At 72.2% G+C, this 23,479-nt stretch carries 16 protein-coding genes; 3 read left to right on the top strand and 13 right to left on the bottom strand.

All coding sequences use genetic code 11. The features are described 5' to 3' along the window. The first annotated feature begins 57 nt into the window (after positions 1-57). On the top strand, positions 58-1,611 hold the full coding sequence (locus BX286_RS27150) for an MFS transporter (protein ID WP_079430127.1): 1,554 nt from the start codon (positions 58-60) through the stop codon (positions 1,609-1,611). A gap of 88 nt (positions 1,612-1,699) precedes the next feature. On the opposite strand, the gene BX286_RS27145 is transcribed toward BX286_RS27150, so the two are convergent. From BX286_RS27145 to nrdR, 6 genes are all read right to left on the bottom strand, one after another. Next, a complete protein-coding gene (locus BX286_RS27145; protein ID WP_079430126.1) occupies positions 1,700-2,614 on the bottom strand; it encodes an ADP-ribosylglycohydrolase family protein in 915 nt (304 codons plus the stop codon). A gap of 11 nt (positions 2,615-2,625) precedes the next feature. Further along, positions 2,626-3,285, bottom strand: a complete 660-nt coding sequence (locus BX286_RS27140; RefSeq protein ID WP_079430125.1) for a histidine phosphatase family protein — start codon at positions 3,283-3,285, stop codon at positions 2,626-2,628. Between the two features lie 73 nt (positions 3,286-3,358). Further along, on the bottom strand, positions 3,359-3,964 hold the full coding sequence (locus tag BX286_RS27135) for a YdbC family protein (protein ID WP_045947215.1): 606 nt from the start codon (positions 3,962-3,964) through the stop codon (positions 3,359-3,361). A 33-nt stretch (positions 3,965-3,997) separates the two neighbouring features. After that, complete coding sequence (locus tag BX286_RS27130) at positions 3,998-4,828, bottom strand: arylamine N-acetyltransferase (RefSeq protein ID WP_121017738.1); 831 nt, start codon at positions 4,826-4,828, stop codon at positions 3,998-4,000. Between the two features lie 175 nt (positions 4,829-5,003). Beyond that, the gene (locus BX286_RS27125) at positions 5,004-7,883 is read right to left on the bottom strand and encodes a vitamin B12-dependent ribonucleotide reductase (protein WP_100862728.1); all 2,880 of its coding nucleotides are present in this window, start codon (positions 7,881-7,883) and stop codon (positions 5,004-5,006) included. Positions 7,884-8,018: 135 nt separating this feature from the next. Beyond that, complete coding sequence (nrdR, locus tag BX286_RS27120) at positions 8,019-8,534, bottom strand: transcriptional regulator NrdR (RefSeq protein WP_079431988.1); 516 nt, start codon at positions 8,532-8,534, stop codon at positions 8,019-8,021. 517 nt (positions 8,535-9,051) lie between these two features. Here nrdR and lexA point away from each other — a divergent pair. Further along, positions 9,052-9,846 (top strand): transcriptional repressor LexA, encoded by a 795-nt coding sequence (gene lexA / locus BX286_RS27115; RefSeq protein ID WP_079430123.1) that lies wholly within the window; start codon positions 9,052-9,054, stop codon positions 9,844-9,846. Positions 9,847-9,943: 97 nt separating this feature from the next. Here the strand turns inward: lexA and BX286_RS27110 are convergent, their stop codons facing one another. The 5 genes from BX286_RS27110 to BX286_RS27085 all read right to left on the bottom strand — a co-directional run bounded on the left by BX286_RS27110 (position 9,944) and on the right by BX286_RS27085 (position 18,594). Further along, positions 9,944-11,914 (bottom strand): ATP-dependent DNA helicase, encoded by a 1,971-nt coding sequence (locus tag BX286_RS27110; protein WP_079430122.1) that lies wholly within the window; start codon positions 11,912-11,914, stop codon positions 9,944-9,946. A gap of 51 nt (positions 11,915-11,965) precedes the next feature. Beyond that, positions 11,966-13,822: an IucA/IucC family siderophore biosynthesis protein gene (locus BX286_RS27105; protein ID WP_187344201.1), complete on the bottom strand. Its 1,857-nt coding sequence runs from the start codon at positions 13,820-13,822 to the stop codon at positions 11,966-11,968. A 107-nt stretch (positions 13,823-13,929) separates the two neighbouring features. After that, positions 13,930-14,631: a GNAT family N-acetyltransferase gene (locus BX286_RS27100; RefSeq protein WP_100862729.1), complete on the bottom strand. Its 702-nt coding sequence runs from the start codon at positions 14,629-14,631 to the stop codon at positions 13,930-13,932. Positions 14,632-14,661: 30 nt separating this feature from the next. Further along, positions 14,662-16,548 (bottom strand): IucA/IucC family protein, encoded by a 1,887-nt coding sequence (locus tag BX286_RS27095; protein ID WP_121016532.1) that lies wholly within the window; start codon positions 16,546-16,548, stop codon positions 14,662-14,664. A gap of 699 nt (positions 16,549-17,247) precedes the next feature. Further along, positions 17,248-18,594: a diaminobutyrate--2-oxoglutarate transaminase family protein gene (locus tag BX286_RS27085; RefSeq protein ID WP_079430119.1), complete on the bottom strand. Its 1,347-nt coding sequence runs from the start codon at positions 18,592-18,594 to the stop codon at positions 17,248-17,250. A gap of 341 nt (positions 18,595-18,935) precedes the next feature. On the opposite strand from BX286_RS27085, the gene BX286_RS27080 reads away from it, so the two are divergent. Beyond that, positions 18,936-20,123, top strand: a complete 1,188-nt coding sequence (locus BX286_RS27080) for a serine protease (protein ID WP_079430118.1) — start codon at positions 18,936-18,938, stop codon at positions 20,121-20,123. Positions 20,124-20,201: 78 nt separating this feature from the next. On the opposite strand, the gene hflX is transcribed toward BX286_RS27080, so the two are convergent. Both hflX and BX286_RS27070 read right to left on the bottom strand, forming a co-directional pair. After that, complete coding sequence (gene hflX / locus BX286_RS27075) at positions 20,202-21,707, bottom strand: GTPase HflX (RefSeq protein ID WP_079430117.1); 1,506 nt, start codon at positions 21,705-21,707, stop codon at positions 20,202-20,204. A 161-nt stretch (positions 21,708-21,868) separates the two neighbouring features. Beyond that, positions 21,869-23,410 (bottom strand): M1 family metallopeptidase, encoded by a 1,542-nt coding sequence (locus BX286_RS27070; protein ID WP_100862731.1) that lies wholly within the window; start codon positions 23,408-23,410, stop codon positions 21,869-21,871. Positions 23,411-23,479: the final 69 nt, after the last annotated feature.

Below are 23,479 nucleotides of genomic sequence, written 5' to 3'. Positions count from 1 at the left end.
CTACCGTGGTCCGCAGTGAACGGATGCGTTCACTATTTCACTTCGGGGGGATCCACAGTGAAAAGCGCTCAACTCGCCCCGCCCCGGATACCCGGGGCCGCCCGCCGGCCCGGCCGCCCGCGCGTCGCACTCACCGTCATCGCCGCCTGTCAGCTCATGGTCGTCCTCGACGCGACGATCGTGAACATCGCCCTCCCGCACATCCAGACCGCGCTCGCCTTCTCCACCACCGACCTCTCCTGGGTGATCAGCGCCTACACCCTGGCCTTCGGCGGACTGCTGCTGCTCGGCGGCCGGGCCGGCGACATCCTGGGCCGGCGCCGGGTCTTCATGACCGGAATCCTGCTGTTCACCCTGGCCTCCCTGCTCGGCGGCTTCGCCCAGGAGCCCTGGCACCTGATGGCCGCCCGGGCCCTCCAGGGGGTCGGCGGCGCCATCGCCTCCCCGACCGCGCTCGCCCTGATCACCACCACCTTCGCCGAAGGCCCCGCCCGCAACCGGGCGTTCGGCGTCTTCGCGGCCGTCTCCGCCGGCGGAGGCGCCGTCGGGCTGCTGGCCGGCGGCATGCTCACGGAGTGGCTCGACTGGCGCTGGGTCCTCTTCGTGAACGTGCCGATCGGCGTGCTCATCACCGTCCTCGCACCGCTCTACATCAACGAGTCCGAACGCCATCCGGGCCGCTTCGACGCTGCGGGAGCGCTCACCGCCACCGGTGGCATGACCTCGCTCGTCTACGGGTTCATCCGGGCATCCGAGGACGGCTGGCGCGACTCCCTGACCCTCGGCTCCTTCGCCGCCGCCGTCGTCCTGCTCGGGCTCTTCGTGCTGATCGAGACCCGGGCCGCCGAACCGATCATCCCGCTGCGGATGTTCGCCGACCGCAACCGCGCGGGCACGTACCTGATCATGCTGGGCCTGGCCGCCGCCATGTTCGGCATGTTCTTCTTCATCGTCCAGTTCGTGCAGAACGTGCTGGGCTTCTCCCCGATCCAGTCCGGGCTCGGCTTCCTGCCGGTAACCGCGGCGATCATCACCGCCGCCGGGCTCTCGCAGCGCCTGCTGCCCCGCCTCGGGCCCAAACCGTTCATGGTCACCGGGTCGGCGCTCACCGGGATCGGCCTCGGCTGGCTGACCTTCATCCGCACCGACAGCACGTACCTCTCCGGTGTGCTCGGACCGATGCTGCTGTTCGGCTTCGGCATGGGCCTGAACTTCGTCACCCTCACCCTCACGGCCGTCTCCGGGGTGGCACCCCGGGAAGCGGGCGCGGCCTCCGGGCTGCTCAACGCCAGCCAGCAGGTCGGCGGCTCCCTCGGCCTGTCCATCCTGGTCACCGTCTTCGGCACGGCGAGCCGCGACGAGGCCGCCCGGCGGGTCCCCGCCTTCACGGCGCAGGCCGACCCCGCGCAGCTGGCGGCGTTCCGGCAGACAGGGCGGCTGCCGGACCCCTGGGGCGACCTCGTCCTCACCCAGGGCATCTCCAGCGCCTTCACCGCCGCCGTCGCCATGGCCGGGCTGGCCCTGGTCAGCGCCCTGGTGGTGATCCGGGTCCGCAAGAGCGACCTGGACGCCCTCAGCGGAGCCGCCGCCGAAGCCGGCCCGGCCGCCTGAGCGGGGCGCACCGTACGACAGGACCCGGGTCAGGGGACTCCTCCCCCTCACCCGGGTCTCCGGCACCGGGTCCGGCGAAGGGGACCGGCTAGACCGCGGCTTCCGGCAGCCAGGCCGGGAGCGCCTCGGTCCGGGCCAGCCAGGTCTGCGGCAGCGCGGAGTCGCCGCGGGCGCCCAGGATCCCGCCCACGATCGCGCAGGTCGTGTCCACGTCGCCGCCCACCTGGGCGGTGGTCCAGAAGGCCCGCTCGAAGTCGTCCAGCGCCCGCGCCGCCGACCACAGGGCGAACGGCACCGTGTCGTGGGCGCTCGTGCGCCGGCCGCAGCCCAGCACGGCCGCGACGGTGTTGGCGTCGCCGTAGTCCAGCATGTCGCGCGCCCGGCGCACGCCGGCGCCCACGGCGCTGCGCGGCACCAGCGCGATCACCCCGTCCAGCAGTTCCTCGGCGGACGGCGGGCCGGCCGGGGTCGCCGCCAGCGCGGCCGCGGCGGCGACGGCCATGGCCCCGCACACGGCTTCGCGGTGCTGGTGGGTGGTGTAGGCGGAGATCTCCGCCTGGTGGGTGGCCTGCTCCGGGTCCTCCGCGTACCAGGCGCCCAGCGGTGCGATCCGCATCGCCGCGCCGTTGCCCCAGGAGCCCTGCCCGTTGAAGAGCTCGGCGGCCAGGGTGCGCCAGTCCTCGCCCTCGCGGATCAGGCGCAGCATCCGGTTCACGGCGGGCCCGTAGCCGCGGTCGAAGTCGTGGTGCTCGGCGAACGAGGATGCCAGCGCGTCCTGGTCGATGCGACCGTGTGCGGCGAGCACGGCCACCACGGAGCAGGCCATCTCGGTGTCGTCGGTCCACTGCCACGGTTCGCTGCCGGCCGGCAGCTCGCGCCGCTTGAGCAGCGGAAGGTTCACGGGGACGAAGTACTGGGAGCCCAGGGCGTCCCCCAGGGCCAGCCCACGGAGGCTGGACAGGGCGCGTGCGTAGCGCCGTTCGGAAGCGGAATCAGCGGTCATCGCGCGCCACTTTAGCCGTCCAGGTCATAAGGCTCGGGTGTGGTCCACCGCTCAAACGGGCGGTCCATCCGGTACCGGCCGTCCGGACCGAGCATCAGCACGCGGAATTCGCCGTTCCCGGGGTTGGAGAGGGCTTCGAACTCGGCCACCGACCAGTGGAACCAGCGCATGCAGAACAGCCGCATCGTCAGCCCGTGCGTCACCAGCAGTACGTTCTCGGGATGGTCGGGCGCCTCGAAGCTGCGGTAGAGGCTCTCCAGGAAGGAACCGACCCGGTCGTAGACGTCGGCGCCGGACTCGCCCTGTGCGAAGCGGTAGAAGAAGTGGCCGTAGGCGTCGCGGTAGGCCTTCTGGAGCTTGACGTCGTCGCGGTCCTGCCAGTTGCCCCAGTCCTGCTCGCGCAGCCGGGGCTCTTCGCGCATCCGCACCCGAGAGGGGTCCAGACGCAGCTCCCGGAAGGTCTGGAGGGTGCGGCGGTACGGGGAGACGTACGCGCTGATGTGCTCCTCGCCGAAGAGCTCGCGCAGCCGTACCCCGGCCTCGGCGGCCTGTTCGCGGCCCGCGCGGGTCAGGCGCAGGGCGTGGTCGGGCTCACGCTCGTACACCGTGTCATCGATGTTCCCCTCCGATTCCCCGTGCCGGACGAGGACGATGCGCCGTGGTCGAACCATGCCCCCGACCCTATGCGGCGCCCGGGGCGGGTGGGCCCCGGGCACGCCGGTCGCGGTGCGGTTCGTCGTACGGTCATACCGTCCAGCTGGGTTCGAGGTCCACGACGTCCCCCGTGAGCGCCTCGACGTCGGCCTCGGTCTGGGCGCGCAGCGAGAGCCGCTCCACCCGTTCCTGCCGATACTTGCCGTGCTCGGCGGCCGCACGCCACATGGACAGCACCAGGAACTCCCGGCCCGGCGCCTCGCCGAAGAGTCCCCGGATCATCCCGGGCGACCCCGCCATGGCGGGGTTCCAGACCTTCTCCTGCATCAGCGCGAAGTGCTCCACGCGGCCTTCCCGGACCCGGGTGTGCGCGACCCGGACCACGTCGGCGTCGCTGAAACGCGGCTCGAAGCCGGTCTTCACGTCGAAGCGGTAGTCGAAGAGCGTGACCCGCGCGTCGGTGTAGGTGCCGGTCTGCGCGGCGGCCAGTCTGTCGTGGGAACGGGCCATGAAGGAGTCGTAGAAGGAACGGCTCTCCCAGAACGCGAAGACATGCGCGACCCCCTGCCGGCCTCTGCTCCAGCCGCCGCCCTGCCCCCGGAACCCGGGCTCGCCGGGCAGCCCCGCCCACTTGCGCTGCCCGCGCTCGAACCCGCGTCGGTCCGTCACCGTGCAGCGAATCCACTTGACCAGCACCGCGCCATCGTACGGGCCCGGGCCCGGCCCCGGTCAGTACTCGGAGCGGTGGATCCGTACCAGTTCGGCCGCATCCCGCTCGGGCAGCCGAAGGCCGAACTCCCGGTCGAGCAGACCGACCAGCCCGTCCGGGGCGACTGGCTCCCGCTCGGTCCGCCCGTCGGGGTACAGGCGCATCAGCTCCCGGTCCACGAGCGTCGTGCGGACCGCGTCGCCCGGGAGCTGTACGAGGGTCTTCCCGATGAAGGAGGAGCGGGGGTGACTGGAGCTGTAGTGGTTCAGGACGACGTAGTCGACGGGCAGGTAGGGCTGCGGGGAGAAGGCGTACAGGTCGCGCCACGCATCGCCGCGGCGGATGCGCAGGACGAGGACCCCGTGCTCCTCCTCGTGGACGGCGAACGTCCACGGCCCCTGGCGCACCTCGGTCCCGGGCCGTCCGAGCGGAACGGGCTCGCACGGCCCCTGGTAGCCGAATCCGGCGTCGCAGAGCCACGGCTCGCCGTCGACGGTGACGACGAGGGCCGCGTGCGTCACCGGCGTCACGGCGTCCGTGCGGGTGCGGTTGCGGGCGCCGCGCCCGCTGACCTCGAAGCCGATCCGCTCCAGGGCAGCGGCCAGCAGCGAGTTCTGCTCGTAGCCGTAGCCGCCGCGGCGGCCGTGCACGAGCTTGTCCTCCAGGGCCTTGACCTCCAGCTCGACGGGGCGGCCGAGCAGGACGTCCAGGGACTCGAAGGGGATGGCGGCGGTGTGGGCGCGTTGCACCTCGTACAACGTCCGCAGGTCCGGCCTGAGTTCCCGGGCCTCGCGCCCGAGTCCGATCCGGGCCAGGTACGCGTCCAGATCCAGCTCGTCACCGTTCCACATGCCCATCCGCTCCCCCGCTGTGACGTCCCGGGCCCCCGACGCCCGCGGACCCAGCCCCATGATCACCGCGTCGGGCCCGCCACACCAACCGTATTCACCCACCGCGCCGCACACGCCGAAGAGGGTGCCGACCCGGAGGTCGGCACCCTCTTCACGTGGTGCTAGGCGTCAGCCGTCAGCTGCAGCCGCTGGTGGAGCCGCAGCCCTCGCAGATGTAGCAGGAGCCGGCGCGCTGCATCTTGGTGCCGCAGGAGAAGCAGAGCGGGGCGTCGGCGGAGACGCCCATCTGCATCTCGACCAGCTCGGCGTTGCTGTGCGCGGTCTTCGGGGCCGGGACCGGGACGACCGCCACCGGCTTGGCCACGGGGGCGACGGGCGCCGACTGGGCCAGGGACTCGGTGTCGAGCTCCTCCTCGAGCGGCTCGTACGAACCGGTGTCGAGGTGGCGCTGGCGCTCCTCGGCGGAGTGGATGCCGAGGGCCGAGCGGGTCTCGAAGGGCAGGAAGTCGAGCGCCACACGGCGGAAGATGTAGTCGACGATCGACTGGGCCATCCGCACGTCCGGGTCGTCCGTCATACCGGCCGGCTCGAAGCGCATGTTGGTGAACTTCGCGACGTACGTCTCCAGCGGGACGCCGTACTGCAGACCGACGGAGACGGCGATGGAGAAGGCGTCCATCATGCCCGCGAGGGTCGAGCCCTGCTTGGACATCTTCAGGAAGACCTCGCCCAGACCGTCGTCCGGGTAGGAGTTGGCCGTCATGTAGCCCTCGGCGCCACCGACCGTGAAGGAGGTGGTGATCCCCGGGCGGCCCTTGGGGAGGCGCTTGCGGACCGGGCGGTACTCGATGACCTTCTCGACGGCCGTGCGGATGGTCTCCTCGGCCTTCTCGGTGATCTCGGCCTTCGCCTCTTCCTTCTTCTTTGCGGAGAGGGGCTGGCCGACCTTGCAGTTGTCGCGGTAGATCGCGAGCGCCTTGACGCCCAGCTTCCACGCCTCGAAGTAGATCTCCTCGATCTCCTCGACGGTCGCCGTCTCCGGCATGTTGACCGTCTTGGAGATCGCGCCGGAGATCCAGGGCTGGATCGCGGCCATCATGCGGACGTGGCCCATCGGGGAGATGGAGCGCTCGCCCATCGCGCAGTCGAAGACCTCGTAGTGCTCGGTCTTCAGGCCGGGGGCGTCGACCACGTTGCCGTGCTCGGCGATGTGGGCGACGATCGCCTCGATCTGCTCCTCCTGGTAGCCCAGGCGGCGCAGGGCCTGCGGGACGGTGCCGTTGACGATCTGCATCGAGCCGCCGCCGACGAGCTTCTTGAACTTGACCAGGGCCAGGTCCGGCTCGACACCGGTGGTGTCGCAGGACATCGCGAGACCGATGGTGCCGGTCGGCGCGAGGACGGAGGCCTGGGCGTTGCGGAAGCCGTTCTTCTCGCCGAGGCGCAGGACGTCCTGCCATGCCTCGGTGGCGGCGGCCCAGATCGCGTTGTCCAGGTCCTCGGTGCGCGGCGCGGCGGCGTTGGCGTCGGCGTGCTGCTTCATGACGCGCTTGTGCGAGTCGGCGTTGCGGGCGTAACCGTCGTAGGGGCCGACGATGGCGGCCAGCTCGGCGGAGCGCTTGTACGCGGTGCCGGTCATCAGCGAGGTGATCGAGGCGGCGAGGGTCCGGCCGCCGTCCGAGTCGTAGGCGTGGCCGGTGGCCATGAGCAGGGCGCCGAGGTTGGCGTAGCCGATGCCCAGCTGGCGGAAGGCGCGGGTGTTCTCGCCGATCTTCTGCGTGGGGAAGTCCGCGAAGCAGATGGAGATGTCCATCGCGGTGATGACGAGCTCGACGACCTTGGCGAAGCGCTCGGCGTCGAAGGACTGGTTGCCCTTGCCGTCGTCGTGCAGGAACTTCATCAGGTTCAGCGAGGCGAGGTTGCAGGACGTGTTGTCCAGGTGCATGTACTCGCTGCACGGGTTGGACGCGGTGATGCGGCCGGACTCGGGGCAGGTGTGCCAGTTGTTGATCACGCCGTCGTACTGGATGCCCGGGTCGGCACAGGCCCACGCGGCCTCGGCGAGCTTGCGGAAGAGCGCCTTGGCGTCGACCTTCTCGATGACCTCGCCGGTCATCCGGGCGCGCAGGCCGAACTCGGTGCCGTTCTCGACGGCCGTCATGAACTCGTCGTTCACGCGGACGGAGTTGTTGGCGTTCTGGTACTGGACGGACGTGATGTCGTCGCCGCCCAGGTCCATGTCGAAGCCCGCGTCGCGCAGGGCACGGATCTTCTCCTCCTCCTTCACCTTGGTGGCGATGAAGTCCTCGACGTCCGGGTGGTCCACGTCCAGGACGACCATCTTGGCCGCCCGGCGGGTGGCGCCGCCCGACTTGATCGTTCCGGCGGATGCGTCGGCGCCGCGCATGAAGGAGACCGGACCGGAGGCGTTTCCGCCGGAGGAGAGGAGCTCCTTGGAGGAGCGGATGCGGGAGAGGTTCAGGCCAGCGCCGGAGCCGCCCTTGAAGATCATGCCCTCTTCCTTGTACCAGTCGAGGATCGACTCCATGGAGTCGTCGACGGACAGGATGAAGCAGGCGGAGACCTGCTGCGGCTGGGGCGTGCCGACGTTGAACCACACCGGGGAGTTGAAGCTGAAGATCTGGTGCAGGAGGGCGTAGGTCAGCTCGTGCTCGAAGATCTCCGCGTCGGCGGGGGACGCGAAGTAGTCGTAGTCCTCGCCGGCCTTCGTGTAGGTCTTCACGATGCGGTCGATGAGCTGCTTGAGGCCGGTCTCGCGCTGCGGGGTGCCGACGGCGCCTCGGAAGTACTTGCTGGTGACGATGTTGACCGCGTTCACCGACCAGAAGTCGGGGAACTCGACGCCGCGCTGCTCGAAGTTGACCGAGCCGTCGCGCCAGTTGGTCATGACGACGTCACGGAGCTCCCAGTTCACCTCGTCGTACGGGTGCACGCCGGGGGTGGTGTGGATGCGCTCGATCCGCAGGCCGCCCTTGGCGGCCTTGGTCCCCTTGGCGCGGGAACCACGTGCCGAGCTGCTCGCCGTCTCTGTCATGCCGCCTGCCTCCCATATGCGGGCAAAAACGCCCTAAAGTGCCAGCGATATTCCGCGGCACAATGCTGTTTCTTGTATCTACGAATCTCGCCCGGCCGGCCGGAGGGGCCGCACTGCGCTGCGGCCCCGATCCGGTCAGTCGGCGGCGGAGGCGGGCACGGGGACGACCGGGGGGGTCCCTCCGGGCTCGCACTCATGGGGGTGAGGCCGCGGCTCGCGAAGTTCCGCGATGGCGGTCTCGAAGTCTTCAAGGGTGTCGAAAGCTTTGTACACGGACGCGAACCGCAGGTACGCGACCAGGTCGAGCTCCTGCAACGGGCCGAGTATGGCCAGACCCACGTCGTGGGTGGTCAGCTCGGCGCTTCCGGTGGCGCGCACCGCCTCCTCGACCCGCTGGCCGAGCTTGGCGAGGGCGTCCTCGGTGACCGGCCGCCCCTGGCACGCCTTGCGGACGCCAGAGATGACCTTGGTGCGGCTGAAGGGTTCGGTGACCCCGCTTCGCTTGATCACCATCAGCGAGGCCGTCTCCACCGTCGTGAAGCGACGGGAGCAGTCGGGGCACTGACGGCGCCGGCGGATCGACGTTCCGTCGTCGGTGGTGCGGCTGTCGACGACGCGGCTGTCGGGGTGCCTGCAGAAGGGGCAGTGCATGGTTCCCTCACCCTCCTCTTGGCACGACTGAATCACCCCACGGAGCCCCTCAGCGACAGAGAGCGAGTCTCCGCCGGGGGCTCGTGAAGCAGCCACAAGCATATGCGATCCCGAACGTTCGAGCCGACCGTGGACCACAACTTGTGGGTTGCGACGCCCATCCAACCACTAGATCTTGCGTTGGGGAGGATTTACGTCCCTACGCGTGTCGCGGGGCGCGATGGCCGGTTTCCGTAGGTTTCGGTGCCACACTGGGCGACGACCCGGGCGGCGGCGACCCAACCCGGAAGGGTACCGTAAGCACCAGACGCGGTTCCGAATCCGCGTTCGGACGGCGGCTCGGCCACACGCTTGCGGACCGCCGTTCGCACCGGCCACCCACGCCGGCCGGCCATACACCTACTGCTCTCATCCGAGTGGGCGATCCGCGATTTTTCACTCGAACGTGTGTTTGGCGCAACCTTTCGAAAGCAACTACCGTTGTCCAGCTAGGGAGAACATTTCGAGAGGGGCCGACGTGACCACCACCGCAGACAGTGCCACCATCACTGCCCAGAACCGCTCCCAGAGCCGACTCGAGCCGGTGCATGCCATGAATGACGCAAGTCAGAACCCGGAGGCGGAGGCGACCGTACGCCCCGCACGCTCGCTGCCAGGGCGGCCTCCAGGCATCCGCGCCGACAGCTCCGGGCTCACGGACCGGCAGCGGAGGGTCATCGAGGTCATCCGGGACTCGGTGCAGCGCCGCGGCTACCCGCCGTCGATGCGCGAGATCGGCCAGGCCGTGGGCCTCTCCAGCACGTCCTCCGTCGCTCACCAGCTGATGGCCCTGGAGCGGAAGGGCTTCCTGCGCCGCGACCCGCACCGCCCCCGCGCCTACGAGGTGCGCGGCTCGGACCAGCCCAGCTCGCAGCCCACCGACACCACCGGCAAGCCCGCCGCCTCCTACGTCCCCCTGGTCGGCCGGATCGCGGCCGGCGGCCCGATCCTCGCCGAGGAGTCGGTCGAGGACGTGTTCCCGCTCCCCCGCCAGCTCGTCGGCGACGGTGAGCTGTTCGTGCTCAAGGTCGTCGGCGATTCGATGATCGAGGCGGCCATCTGCGACGGCGACTGGGTCACCGTCCGCCGCCAGCCGGTCGCGGAGAACGGCGACATCGTCGCCGCCATGCTCGACGGCGAGGCCACCGTCAAGCGCTTCAAGCGGGAGGACGGCCATGTCTGGCTGCTCCCGCACAACGCCGCCTACCAGCCGATCCCCGGCGACGAGGCGACCATCCTCGGCAAGGTCGTCGCGGTACTGCGCCGGGTCTGACCCCTCGCCCCCAGCCAGCTCCGGGACCCTCTGCGCCGGTCCCGGAGCTGTTCCATGCCCGCTGCGGGCCGGACCCGCTGTGGGCGGGCTGCCGGACCTACTTGCCGTCGGCTTGAGCGCTCGCGTCGATCGCGGCCAGTGAGCGGCGGACCTGGTTGCGGTCCGTGGTGTACCAGAAGTCGGGCAGCGAGGCCCGCAGGAAGCTCCCGTACCGGGCCGTGGCCAGCCGGGGGTCGAGGACCGCGACCACGCCCCGGTCGCCGGAGGCCCGTACCAGTCGGCCGGCGCCCTGGGCCATCAGCAGGGCCGCGTGCGTGGCGGCCACCGCCATGAAGCCGTTGCCGCCGTTCTCCTCGACGGACTTCTGGCGGGCGCTCATCAGCGGGTCGTCGGGGCGCGGGAACGGGATCCGGTCCATGATCACCAGCTGGCAGCTGGGGCCGGGAACGTCCACGCCCTGCCAGAGCGAGAGCGTCCCGAACAGGCAGGTGCGCGGGTCGGCGGCGAAGGTCTTGATCAGCTCGCCCAGAGTCTCCTCGCCCTGGAGCAGGATCGGATTGTCGAGCCGCCCGCGCAGCTCCTCGGCTGCCGCCTTGGCTCCGCGCATGGAGGAGAAGAGGCCGAGGGTGCGCCCGCCCGCCGCCTCGATCAGTTCCGCCAGCTCGTCCATCATGTCGCCACGGGTGCCCTCCCGGCCCGGGGTGGCCAGGTGCTTGGCGACGTAGAGGATGCCCTGCTTCGGATAGTCGAACGGCGACCCGACGTCCAGGCCGCGCCACATCGGTACGTCCTCCCCTTCGACCCCTTCGGGGGAGAGGCCGAGCGAGGCCGCGACCCCGTTGAAGTCCCCGCCGAGCTTGAGGGTGGCGGAGGTGAGGACGACCGAGCGGTCCTCGAAGAGCTTCTCGCGCAGCAGCCCCGACACCGACAGCGGTGCGACCCGGAGGGTGGCGCCGAAGCGGTCGTGGCGCTCGTACCAGACCACGTCGTACTCGGAGCCGAGCATGATCCGCTCCGCCACCGTGTGGACGTTCTCCACTGCGGCCAGGGCCTGCTTGCGGACGGCGTCCTCGTCATGGACGGACTTGTCACGGGTGGCACCGATCGCGGAGATCACATTGCGCGCGGAATCGCGCAGCGCGGCCAGCGCGTAGCCGAGGTCGTCGGGGATCTGCTCCAGACGGCCGGGGAGTGCCAGCTCCATCACCCGCTCGAAGGTCTCCGATGCGGTCTGCAGGGAGTCCGCGGTCTTCTCGTCGACCAGCTTGGCGGCACGCTTTACGGCCCGGTTGACCTGCCCCGGGGTGAGCTCGCCGGTGGCGACGCCGGTGACGCGGGAGACCAGCTCGTGGGCCTCGTCCACGATCAGCACCTCGTGCTGCGGCAGGACGGGCGCGCCCTCGATGGCGTCGATGGCGAGCAGCGCGTGGTTGGTGACCACCACATCGGCGAGCTTGGCCCGCTCACGGGCCGCCTCCGCGAAGCACTCGGCGCCGTACGCGCACTTCGTCGCGCCCAGGCACTCCCGGGAGGAGACCGAGATCTGGCTCCAGGCCTTGTCGGAGACCCCGGGGGTGAGGTCGTCGCGGTCGCCGGTCTCGGTCTCGTCCGCCCAGTCGCGCAGGCGCAGGAGGTCCATGCCGAGCTTGCTGGTGGGGGCGGCGGCCTCGAACTGGTCGAAGAGGCCCTCCTCCTCGTCCTGCGGGGCACCCTCGTGCAGCCGGTGCAGGCACAGGTAGTTCGACCGGCCCTTGAGCATGGCGAACTGCGGCCGCCGGCGCAGCTGCGGATGCAGCGCCTCGACCGTGCGCGGCAGGTCGCGCTCGACGAGCTGGCGCTGGAGCGCCAGCGTCGCCGTGGCCACGACGACGCGCTCGCCGTGCGCGAGGGCCGGGACCAGGTAGCCGAGGGACTTGCCGGTGCCGGTGCCGGCCTGGATCAGCCGGTGCGAGTTGTCGTCGATCGCTTCGGCGACGGCTTCGGCCATGGCCACCTGGCCGGGGCGCTCCGTGCCGCCGACGGCGGAGACGGCGGCGTGCAGGAGGTCGGGGAGGGAGGGCTTCGTCATAGCAGGACCAACCCTACGGGGCTCCGCTGACAGTGAGGTACCGATCTGGCCTCACGGGTGGTGCAGGGGGTTGGGCACGGTGCCGTGGATGACGGCCCGGGGGACGTCCGGGCGGTCGCGGTAGCCGTCCTGGTGGAGCCGGTTGCGGTTGAGGCACAGCCTGTCGATCCGCTCGGTGAGCAGGTCGAAGAGCTCGAAGCGGTCCTTGAGCTCGGGGAAGCGGGCCTGGTGGCGGAGGATCTCCGCCCGTACGAGGGACCAGAAATCGGTCTCCGGAACTCCCAGGCGGTCGTCACAGAGGGGGGCGAGGTAGCGGAAGACGCCGATGAACAGGCCGGCGTGGATGAACTGGGTGAGGAAGGCGGGCGGCTCGGTGAGCAGGACCGCCCGGACCTCGTCGGGCAGGAACGCCTGCTCGGGGAGCGGGTCCCGGCTGATGTTGACGTCGTCCACGAAGTCCTTGACCGCCAGGCGGACCGGCACGTCCTGTTCGTCGAAGATCACGATCGCGTTCTCTCCGTGCGGGGAGAACACCGTGCCGTAGCGGTAGAGGAAGTGGAGCAGCGGGGGCAGCACCGCCGCGAAGAGGCGCTGGAGCCAGGCGGTGGGCGACAGGCCGGAGCGGGCGACGAGCTCGGCGGTGAAGGCGCGGCCGCGCGGGTCGGTGTGGAGGAGGGAGGCGAGGGTGCGGGCGCGCTCACCGGGGGCGAGGTGGCGGGTCAGTGGCTCGCGCCAGATCGCCCCGAGGACTCCCTTGTACTGGTAGGGGACCTCGGGGAGCTGGTCGTAGACGGGGTGGCGGACGGTGACGGAGGCGACCTCCCCGAGCAGGATCACCCCGCATTCGTCGCGGAGGAAGGGGTCGGCGTCGCGCAGGGAGTGGATCCAGGCGGTCACGGCGGGGGCGGCCAGGGTGTGCTCGCCGGGCAGGCCGCGCCAGACCGTGGTGTTGAAGACGGACAGCGGCACTTTGACGCTGTGGCGGTCGGGGCGGGTGAGGTTGAGGAAGGTGCGGACGGACTGCTGCGGGAGCCGTTCGTCGGGGTCGGCGGGGAGCGGGACCAGGGCTCCGGAGGCGAGGGCGGGGGCGAAGAGGGGGAGGACCACCTCGTCCCACTGCCAGGGGTGGACGGGCAGGTAGAGGTAGCGGAGGGGGTCCAGGCCCCGGTCGCGCAGGGTCTGGTCGAAGGCGGCCCGGGAGACCGGGTCGAGTTCCGCCGCGTAGAGGCGCGCGGGGTCCTCGAGGCCGGCGCCGCCGCGGTATTCGGCGAGGGAGGTGTGGGCGGCGAGCCAGGGCAGGCGCTGCGGGGTGCGGGCTTCGGGGGCCCAGGCCGCGGCGTCCGCGGCGGACCACCCGACGCGGCCCTTGTTGGGGACGAGCCAGGGGTGGCCCGTCTGGTGCCCTTCGAGGGCGGCGTAGTCCAGGTCGGCGAGGACGTCGGCGGTGAGGGCGTGGTGGTCGAGGCGGGCGTCGGCGGCGAGGGTGGAGCTGAGCTCGCGGATGAGGTGGCCGAGGGTGGGGCCGTCGAGGCCGAGGAGGGTGCGGGCGCGGACGAGGAAGCCGTACGGGTCCGCGAAGGCCTGCGGGGGGCCGGTGGAGGGGGGCGGCGGGGTGAGGGTGATGGTGTCCGGCGCGACCTGCCAGCTGCCGTAGGCGCGGCGGCGGGCGCGGAACCCGAGGCTGCTGCCGTCGTCGAGGGTCAGGGTCCAGGCGTCGCCCGCGGCCGCCGGCGCCGGGGCGGGGGTGACGATCTCCTCGTACGCGAACTCGGCGAGCATCTTGGCGAGCAGTCGGCGGGCCGCGTCGTCCCAGGTCGGGCGGTTGAGTTCGGGGGGCATGCACGGGTGCTGGGGCGACGGGGGGACGGCGGGTTCCGCGGAGTCTGGGGCTGCGGGGAAATTCGGCACGGGACTCCTCGAGGATCGGGAACTCCGCAGTGCTCCACGGAGTTTTCGAAGGGAGAGGCGTAAAAGGACGGTCGATCCTGAAAACGGCGGATGCGGTTCGGCGGCGATCAGAGGAGATTGCGCAGCGACCGCTCCCGGATCATCAGGGCGGCGCGCTTCTCGGGGAGTTGGATTTCCGTGGCGTAGCGGAAACCGGCGCCGAGGAAGGCTGAGACGGAGGGGGTGTTGCGAATGTCCGGTTCGGCGATGACCCGTGTGCAGCGGGGGCGGTTGTCGAAGACGAGCTCGGTGACGGCGCGCAGCAGCGTGGTCCCCAGGCCCCGTCCGCGGTTCGTGCCGTCTCCGATCAGCAGGTGGATACCCGTGTCGTGGGGGCGCGCCGGGTAGTGGCGGGAGACCGGGTCGAGGTCGGCCCGGTAGATCTCCCAGTAGCTCATCGGGGTGCCGTCGAGGACGCCGAGGCAGGGGATGCTGCGGCCGTCGCCGTCGAGCTGGGTCCGCAGGTGGGCGGCGGTGACGGCGGAGGCGCCGGAGAGCTCCCAGTAGGCGGCGACGTCGGGGTCGTTCATCCAGCGGGTGAGGAGCTGTAGGTCTCGGCCCGGCCGTACGGGTTCGAGGCGGAAGGCTCCGGCCGGTGTGGGCAGGGCGCCCCAGCCCGCGGGTGAGTCGAGGAGGTCCGCCTCGGCGAGCAGGGGCAGCAGTCCGACGGCGAAGCGGTGCCCTGCGTTCTCGTGATGGTCGGCCGCGTGGCGGGCGGGGCCGATGGCAGTGCTGGTGGCGGTGCTGGTGGTCGTTTCGGCGGGGGGCATCGGGCTCTTCTCCGTGTCGGTGGGAGCGCGTCAGTCGTGGAGGGGGTTGGTGATGGTGACGTAGACGGACTGCGTTTCGACGGGGCCCACGAGCTCGTCGAGGCCGCCCAGGCGGGTGAGCAGGTTCGCCTTGCAGCGGAGGGTGGGTGAGTCCAGCAACTGCGCGGGGAGCGGGCCGAGGTCTGCGGCCCTGCCGAGGAACCGGCGGAAGGCGGCGAGGAGTACGCGCTCGTCGGCCAGCCGCTGGGAGCCGAAGGCCCCGATGAGGCCGAGCACGTTGTTGATGCCGAGGTAGTAGGCGAAGCGTTCGTCGGTGACGGCGTCGGGGACGAAGGTGTCGCTGGCGCGGCCGATGCCGGGGAGCCGGTGTTCCAGCTCGGTGCGCCGTGACTCGCGGAAGTAGTAGCCCTGGTTGTCGCGGAAGCGGCCGCCGACGGGCCAGCCGGCCCGGTCGAGGAGGACCACCGTGTTCTGCTGGTGGGCTTCGAGGGCGATGCCGGCGAGTGCGTCGAAGGCCAGGACGGGCAGGACGACCTGGTCGAGGTAGCGCAGGAACCACTCGGTGGCGACGGCGGAGGTGGGGCGGCCGGTGCTGGTGGCGAGCCGGGAGACGGTGTCGGCGAGCCGGGAGCGCATCGTGGTGCGGCCTGGCCATGGGCGTGGGGAGGTGAGTGCGGCGACGCAGACGGCGTCGTCGTCGGAGCGGAAGGGGTTGTGGCGGAGCAGGGCGTCGAGTCCCGGTACGGGGGTGCCGTCCGGGGTGTCGACGGCGACCCACGCGGGGTCGCGGACGATGTCGAAGCCGGGGTGGGCCGTCTGCCATTCCTCGGCGAGGCCGGTGCGGAGCAGCCGGTGCACTTCGACGCCGCGGTGGAGTTCCTTGCGGAGGTTCTCCCGGCGGGAGTTGGTGATGCGCAGGCCCAGGGAGAGCTTGAGCATCGCGGGGGTGCCGGGGCGGTGGACGGTGCGGACGGAGGAGGTGGGATACCAGGGGGCTCCGTACGGGCCCAGGTCGATGAGGAGTCCCGCGTCGCGGAGAGCGGCGACGACGGGGCGCTGGAGGAGGTCGCGGGCCTGCCAGGGGTGCAGGGGAAGGGGGGTGGTGCCGGCGGGCAGCGGGAGCCCGGGGGCGAGCCGGGCGAGGAGCTGCGCGGCGGAGACGGGGCGGCCGCGTTCGGTCCAGGCGGAGTCGGTGGCGAGGGCGGTCGGTGCGACGGCGAACCAGTGCAGGGGGAAGGAGCCGTGGAGTTCGGGTGAGTAGCGGTGGGCTTCGGCGTCGGAGAGCCCTTCGCGGCTCTTGGGGTCGGGTTGGAGGGGGTGGCCGAGGAGGAGGGACTGTTCGGCGGTGAGGAAGAGGTCCCCGGTGATGGGGGCGGGGGCGGTGGGGCGGCGGCGTCGGTCGGCGATGAACTCGGTGGTGCGGCGCACCGAGTCGGCGACCCGGCCGACGAGGTCGGCACCGCGGCCGTTGCCCTCGCGGGCGATCAGGGCGGCGAGGGTGACGGCGTCCACAGCGGGGGCGTCGGCGGGGGCGCCTTCGAGTCGGGCGGGGGCGAAGCGGTGCCAGCCGGCCTCGGACCAGTGCCGGACGGGAACCAGCAGTGCGGCGGCGGATGCGGGAAGGGGGATGCGCAGGAGGGTGCCGGCGGGCCCGTCGGGGCGGCCGATGCCGCTCTCGCGGACCCAGCACCGCAGCAGGTTCTCCACGGTGGCGGCCTCGGCGGCGGTGGCCGGGTCCGGGTGGTCCAGCAGGTCGGGCAGCACCGCCGGCTCCGGCCCGACGGGTCCGGCCCCGCCCACCCGGGGCCGCGGGGCGCCTGCCTTCTGCCGGGGCACCGTCCCGGCCGCGGCTCCTGCCCGGGGCGCTGGGGGGGCTCCGGCACCGCTCGCGGGTGTCCCGGGGGCGGCGGAGGGCATGGCGTCGGGCGACTGACCGGCCTCGGCTGCGGTTGCCGTCCAGGGCAGCGCCGGCGCGGGTGCGGCGTCCGGGTCGGGGGGCTGCGGGGTGGCCCCCAGGCCTGCCGACGCGGGGGCGAGTCCGACGCCGGCTCCGGGTCGGGGTGCGGGCCCGGCTCCGGCTTCAGGGCCGGCTCCGGCCTCGGGTCCGGGTGCGGGTGCGGGTCCGCGTCCGGCTCCGGATCGGGGTGCGGGCCCGGCTCCGGCTCCAGGGCTGGCTCCGGCCTCGGGTCCGGGTGCGGGTGCGGGTCCGCGTCCGGCTCCGGCTGGGGCTGGGGCTGCGGGTCCGGTCCAGGGTGGGGCCGGAGTGGGTGCGGCGTCCGGGCCGGGAGACTGCCGGGTGTCCCCCAGGGGTGCCGGGGTGGCGGGGGCGGTGGCGGCCCCGGCTCCCGTCCTGGGCAGGGGTGCCGGGGTGGCGGGGGCGGCCTCGGCTTCGGTCCATGGCAAGGATGCCGGGGTGGCGGCTGCGGTTCCGGCTCCCGTCCTGGGTCGGGGAGACGGGGTGCCGGGGGTGGCTGTTGCTCCGGGGTCGGCTGCGGTTTGCGCTGCGGCTTCGGTCCGGGGTGGGGTGGTGTGCGGGGCTGCCTGGGGGGCGGTGGGCGGGGCCGGGGCGGGGTGGCCGGGGGAGGTCTCGGGGTCGGGCACGGGTGGGGTCCTTGGTCAGTGGGCGGCGGCGGGGACGGCGTCGGCGAGGCGGTCCAGGACGGCTGTGGCCTGCTCGTCGGTGAGGGTGAGCGGGGGCAGCAGGCGGACCACGGCGCCGTGACGGCCGCCGAGTTCGACGATCAGGCCGCGGTCCAGGCACTCCTGGCGGATGGCGGCGGCCAGGGCGGGGGCGGCGGCTCCCGTGTCGGGGTCGATGATCTCGACGCCGAGCATCAGGCCTCTGCCACGTACGTCGCCTACGCAGGGCTGGTCGGCCGCCAGGCCGCGCAGGGCGGTGAGCATCCGGCCGCCCAGTTCGGCGGCGCGCCCGGCGAGGCCGTTGTGGCGGACGTAGGCGAGGGTGGCGGTGCCGGCCGCCATGGCGAGCTGGTTGCCGCGGAACGTTCCGGCGTGGGCTCCCGGCTCCCAGGCGTCCAGCTCCGAGCGGTAGACGATCACGGCGAGTGGCAGGCTGCCGCCGATGGCCTTGGACAGCACCATCACGTCGGGGACCACCCCGGCGTGGTCGACGCCCCAGAAGGCGCCGGTGCGGCCCACCCCGGTCTGGACCTCGTCCGCGATCAGCGGGATTCCCCGGGCCTCGGTGATCTCCCGCATGCGGCGCAGCCAGTCGTCCGGGGCCGGGTGGACCCCGCCCTCGCCCTGGACGGGTTCGACGAGCATGCCCGCCGGGGCGGGGACCCCGCCCTTGGGGTCGTCGAGGAGGCTTTCGGTCCAGGTCGCCGAGAGCCGGGCGCCCTCCGGACCCCCGACCCCGAACGGGCAGCGGTAGTCCTGCGGGTAGGGCAGCCGGGTCACGCGGACGTCGGGGGCGCCACCGGAGGCTGCCAGGGCGCCGGCCGTCATGCCGTGGTAGGCCCCGGCGAAGGCGAGCAGGCCGGAGCGTCCGGTGGCGACCCGGACCAGCTTGAGCGCGGCCTCGACCGCGTCCGTCCCGGCCGGCCCGCAGAACTGGACGCGGGCGTCGGCGGCCAGCCCGGCCGGCAGGTTCGCGAAGAGCTCGGTGGTGAAGGCGTCCTTGACCGGGGTGGCGAGGTCGAGCACATGCAGCGGGGCCCCCGAGTCGAGGACCCGGCGGATGGCTTCGAGGACCACGGGGTGGTTGTGCCCGAGGGCGAGGGTGCCCGCGCCCGAGAGACAGTCGAGGTAGCGCCGCCCGTCGGCACCTTCGATGGTCAGCCCGCGCGCCCGTACCGGGACGATGGGCAGCGAGCGCGCGTACGTCCGGGCCGCGGACTCCCGCAGTGCCTGCCTGCGCAGGATCCCCTCGGCCGCACCAGGCCCCCGGCCGCCCTGGGGCGGGATCTGTGCCGCGGCTGCGGCCTGCTCGGTCAGGGACACGACTGTCGGACCTCCCGCACGGTTCCTCTTCCGGATTGCGCCTCGAACACGAACGCTGCTGCACCGTCCCCCGTACGTACCAACGACGGTGACGGCGGCGGATCACGGGTTCGGGCGAAGATCCTTGCGGTCCGGGGGCGTTGAAAGGCCTTCGGCATCCGGTCACGGCGGGCCCCGTACCCGGGGTGAGCAGGCGTCAAGAGCACCGGTGCACCCCGGAACCGCCGACCCGGGGGCCGCCGTCTTCAACGGCGGCGGCATAGTGGGGTGCTGCGAAAGCGAACCGAAGCACCCTGGACGACACCGTCCCAACACCTCGAAGCACCTGGGGGACTTACGACATGCGACCGAACCGACCGGTCACCGCGGCCCTGTGCGCGGCCGCGCTCGCGCTGACCGCCGCGGCCTGCGGACCCGGCGACGGGGAGGCCGGCGGCGACGCCAAGCCGACCGTGGCAGCGCCCCTCCCGTCCGGCGGCGCCGCGGACGGCCCGATCAAGATCCCGCAAGAGCTCAAGGACAAGCTCAAGCAGCACGGCTTCGACATGGAGAAGTGGAAGGGGGGCGCGTGGAAGAACTGGAACAAGGACGACTGGCTCCGTGAGGCGGGCGACTACGTCAACCCCATCATCGACGGCCTCTGGGACCCGGACCGGATGCGTGACGCGGAACAGCCGCAGCGCCCGTCCGTCGACCCCGACGCGGGCAAGGACCAGGGCGTCACGGACCCGACCCCGGCGCCGGTGACGGCCAAGGCCGCGGCCGCGCCCTACCACTCCAGCGTTCCGGCGTCCGGCAAGGTCTTCTTCGACGGTCCCGAGGGCTCGATGGTCTGCTCGGCGACCGTGGTGAAGGACCCCGCGCACCCCGGCAAGTCGAACCTGGTCTGGACGGCGGGCCACTGCGTGCACGCGGGCAAGGCCGGCGGCTGGTACCGCAACATCGCCTTCGTCCCCTCGTACAACAACGCGGGCCGGCCGGCGGCCGAGCTCAAGGGCGCGCCGCGCGAGCAGGTGGCCCCGTACGGCGTGTGGTGGAGCGACTGGGCGCAGACCTCCGACCAGTGGATCGCGAACGGCGGTCCGACGGGCGGTGCGGGCGCTCCGTACGACTTCGCGGTGCTGCACGTGACCCCGGAGAAGGGCGGTAACGGCAAGTCCCTGGAGGAGACGGTCGGTACGGCGCTGCCGGTCGAGTTCAACGCCCCGGCCGTCCCGAAGATCACGGGCATGACGGCGACGGGCTACCCGGCGGCGGCCCCCTTCGACGGCCAGAAGGCCTACCAGTGCACGGACAAGCCGGGCCGTCTGGCGCTGCGCCAGCAGGACCCGGTGATGTACCGCATCGGCTGCACGATGACGGGCGGCTCCTCCGGCGGCGGCTGGATCGCGACGGGCGCCGACGGCAAGCCCGCGCTGGTGTCGAACACCTCGATCGGCCCGGCGAAGGCGGGCTGGCTGGCCGGCCCGAAGCTGGGTCCGGAGGCCAAGGGGATCTACGACGCGGTGAGCGCCAAGTTCAAGCGCTGAGCGCGGCTGCGCCGGCAGGCGCGAAACGACCGAGGGCCCTCCGCACGCGCGGAGGGCCCTCGGTGTTGCCGGGTGGCGTTACTGCTTGGCAGGGACGTACGGCGCCAGTTCCGCCGCGAGTTCCTGGTGGACCCGCGCCTTGAGCACGGTGCCCTCCGGGGTGTGCTCCTCGGAGATCACCTCGCCTTCGGCGTGCGCCCGGGCGATCAGCCCGCCGCGGGTGTACGGCACGAGGGCCTCCACCTCGACGGCGGGCCGGGGCAGCTCGCTGTCGATGAGCGCGAGGAGCTCCCCGATGCCCTGGCCGGTGCGGGCCGAGACGGCGATGGAGTACCGCTCGATGCGCAGCAGGCGCTGCAGGACGAGCGGGTCCGCGGCGTCGGCCTTGTTGATCACCACGATCTCCGGCACGTTGACCGCGCCGACCTCGCGGATGACCTCGCGGACCGCCGCCAGCTGCTCCTCCGGCGCCGGGTGCGAGCCGTCCACGATGTGCAGGATGAGGTCGGAGTCGCCGACCTCCTCCATCGTGGAGCGGAAGGCCTCGACGAGGTGGTGGGGCAGGTGCCGGACGAAGCCCACGGTGTCGGCCAGGGTGTAGATCCGGCCGGACGGGGTTTCGGCGCGGCGCACGGTCGGGTCGAGGGTGGCGAACAGTGCGTTCTCCACCAGGACGCCCGCGCCGGTGAGGCGGTTGAGCAGGGAGGACTTTCCGGCGTTGGTGTAGCCGGCGATGGCGACCGAGGGCACCTTGTTGCGGCGCCGTTCCTGCCGCTTGATGTCGCGGCCGGTCTTCATCTCGGCGATCTCCCGGCGCATCTTCGCCATCTTCTCGCGGATGCGGCGCCGGTCGGTCTCGATCTTGGTCTCACCGGGGCCTCGGGTGGCCATGCCGCCACCGCCGCCGCCACCCATCTGCCGGGACAGCGACTGACCCCAGCCGCGCAGTCGCGGCAGCATGTACTGCATCTGCGCGAGGGCGACCTGCGCCTTGCCCTCTCGGGACTTGGCGTGCTGGGCGAAGATGTCCAGGATGAGGGCGGTCCGGTCGACGACCTTGACCTTGACGACGTCCTCGAGGGCGATGAGCTGGCCGGGGCTGAGCTCGCCGTCGCAGACGACGGTGTCGGCGCCGCTCTCCAGCACGATGTCGCGCAGCTCACGGGCCTTGCCGGAACCGATGAAGGTGGCCGGGTCGGGCTTGTCGCGGCGCTGGATGACACCGTCGAGTACGAGGGCGCCCGCCGTCTCGGCGAGGGCCGCCAGCTCCGCGAGGGAGTTCTCGGCGTCGCTCACCGTGCCGGAGGTCCAGACACCGACGAGGACCACGCGCTCCAGGCGGAGCTGGCGGTACTCGACCTCGGTGACGTCCTCGAGCTCGGTGGAGAGACCGGCCACGCGGCGCAGGGCCGCGCGCTCGGAGCGGTCGAACTGGTCGCCGTCCCGGTCTCCGTCGATCTCGTGGCTCCAGGCGACGTCCTCTTCCATCAGGGCATCGGCCCGAAGGCTCTCGGTGAAGCGCTGCGGGTCCCGCACGTTCTGCGCGTCCCGCGGGTCCTGGGAAGGGGATGAAGAGGAGGTCATTGGATCCTTACGTCGATTCGATTGCGTGCGCGCCGGTCAGGGCCAAAGGTACCGCCGAGCGTGACTGTCTCTGTCACGTCCAACGCGGGACCCGGTCCGGTGATTCCCCGGTCCGCCCCGTCGTCGGCCGCTTCGATGGTGACATGCCCGTTCCGGGCCCGTCATACCGTTTTTCCGGCCGGTTTCGCTGCCCGGGCGGGGAGAGCCTTCGGAGCGGCGTGCGGGGCCGGCTTCGGAGCGGCCTGCGGGGCCGCCTTGGCCGCCGGGGCGCTCCAGTCCGGGTGGCCGGGCATCGGCGGGGTCTTCTCCCCGTACAGCCAGGGGTTCAGGAAGGCCGTGAGGTCGCGTCCGGCCTCCTGGGAGGCGAGGCGCACGAAGTCCTCGGTGCCCGCGGTCCCGTCCTTGTGCCCCGCCACCCACCGCCGCTCGACCCGGTCGAAGGCGGGGGCGCCGATCTCCTCGCGCAGGGCGTAGAGGATCAGCGCCGACCCGTCGTAGACCACCGGCCGGAACAGGCCGATCTTCTGCCCGGGTGCCGCCGCCTTGGGGGCCGCCGGGGGGCCGCCTGCCGCCCGCCACTGGTCGGAGCGCTGGTAGGCCTCGCGCATCCGCCGGTCCAGGGAGTACTTGCCGAGCCCGTCCGCGTACAGGGCCTCGTACCAGGTGGCGTGTCCCTCGTTGAGCCACAGGTCGGACCACGTGCGCGGGGTGACGCTGTCGCCGAACCACTGGTGGGCGAGCTCGTGGACCATGACGGCCTCGACGTACCACTCGGGGTAGCCCTCGGCCTCCCCCGCGAAGAGGCCGTTCTCGAAGAGGGAGAGGGTCTGCGTCTCCAGCTCGAAGCCGGTGCGGGCCCGCGCGATCAGTACCCCGTAGTTCTCGAAGGGGTAGCGGCCGACCCGCTGCTCCATCCACTCGATGTGCCCGGCGGTCTTGCGCAGCCAGGGCTCCAGCCGCTGCCGGTCGGCGGCCGGCACCACGTCGCGCAGCGGCAGCCCGTGCGGTCCGGTGCGCTGGAGGACGGCGGAGCGGCCGATGGAGACCTGTGCGAGCTCGGTGGCCATCGGGTGCAGGGTCCGGTACGTCCACTCCGTCGCCCCGGCGGCGCGCGCGGCGGGGACCGCGCCGGGCAGGCCGTTGGCCACGACGGTGTAGCCCTCGGGGGCGGTGACGTGGAAGGTGAAGTAGGCCTTGTCGGCGGGGTGGTCGTTGCCGGGGAAGACCCGGTGGGCCGCGTCGGCCTGGTTGGCCATGGCCAGGCCGTCCTCGGTGGTGACCCAGCCTCCGTCGGCCGAGCCGCGCGGGTCGCTGGTGTGGCGGACGGTGATCCGCAGCGGGGTGTGCGCGGCGACGGGGTGCGCGGGAGTCAGTACGAGGTCCTCCCCCGCGCTCTCGAACCGCGCGGGTTCGCCGTTGACCTCGGCGGAGGCCACCGTCCCGTGGGTGAAGTCCAGGTTGATCCGCTCCAGCGGGGCCAGGGCACGGGCTTCGATGGCGGTCACCGCGTCGAGGGGGCTGCGGTTGTCCTTGTACGTGAGGGAGAGGTCGTACGAGATGACGTCGTACCCGGGGTTGCCGAGCTCGGGGAAGAGCCGGTCGCCGATGCCGAGGGGCTTGGGCGGCGGCAGCACGGCGGCGACGAGGCTGAGGGAGGCCGCGGCGAGCAGGGCGGCGCGCAGGCGCGGGGAGGAGAGCTGCATCCACCACCGCTTACCAGCGCCCGTCGCGGGCCCGCGCGCGGCGCGCGACGGATCCACCCGAACGAGAGA

The organism is Streptomyces sp. 3211.6, assembly GCF_003634815.1.
In the GTDB taxonomy this organism is placed as follows: domain Bacteria; phylum Actinomycetota; class Actinomycetes; order Streptomycetales; family Streptomycetaceae; genus Streptomyces; species Streptomyces katrae_A.
The sequence above is the reverse complement of the archived record's forward strand: the minus strand, read 5'-3'. Positions and strand labels throughout refer to the sequence as shown.

Bases quoted from the DNA above. Each gene is read 5' to 3' on its own strand.
- BX286_RS27145 (WP_079430126.1), bottom strand. From the start codon at position 2,614: ATGACCGCTGATTCCGCTTCCGAACGGCGCTACGCACGCGCCCTGTCC.
- BX286_RS27140 (WP_079430125.1), bottom strand. From the start codon at position 3,285: ATGGTTCGACCACGGCGCATCGTCCTCGTCCGGCACGGGGAATCGGAG.
- BX286_RS27130 (WP_121017738.1), bottom strand. From the start codon at position 4,828: ATGTGGAACGGTGACGAGCTGGATCTGGACGCGTACCTGGCCCGGATC.
- BX286_RS27125 (WP_100862728.1), bottom strand. From the start codon at position 7,883: ATGACAGAGACGGCGAGCAGCTCGGCACGTGGTTCCCGCGCCAAGGGG.
- nrdR (WP_079431988.1), bottom strand. From the start codon at position 8,534: ATGCACTGCCCCTTCTGCAGGCACCCCGACAGCCGCGTCGTCGACAGC.
- BX286_RS27110 (WP_079430122.1), bottom strand. From the start codon at position 11,914: ATGACGAAGCCCTCCCTCCCCGACCTCCTGCACGCCGCCGTCTCCGCC.
- BX286_RS27100 (WP_100862729.1), bottom strand. From the start codon at position 14,631: ATGCCCCCCGCCGAAACGACCACCAGCACCGCCACCAGCACTGCCATC.
- BX286_RS27095 (WP_121016532.1), bottom strand. From the start codon at position 16,548: ATGCCCTCCGCCGCCCCCGGGACACCCGCGAGCGGTGCCGGAGCCCCC.
- BX286_RS27080 (WP_079430118.1), top strand. From the start codon at position 18,936: ATGCGACCGAACCGACCGGTCACCGCGGCCCTGTGCGCGGCCGCGCTC.
- hflX (WP_079430117.1), bottom strand. From the start codon at position 21,707: ATGACCTCCTCTTCATCCCCTTCCCAGGACCCGCGGGACGCGCAGAAC.
- BX286_RS27070 (WP_100862731.1), bottom strand. From the start codon at position 23,410: ATGCAGCTCTCCTCCCCGCGCCTGCGCGCCGCCCTGCTCGCCGCGGCC.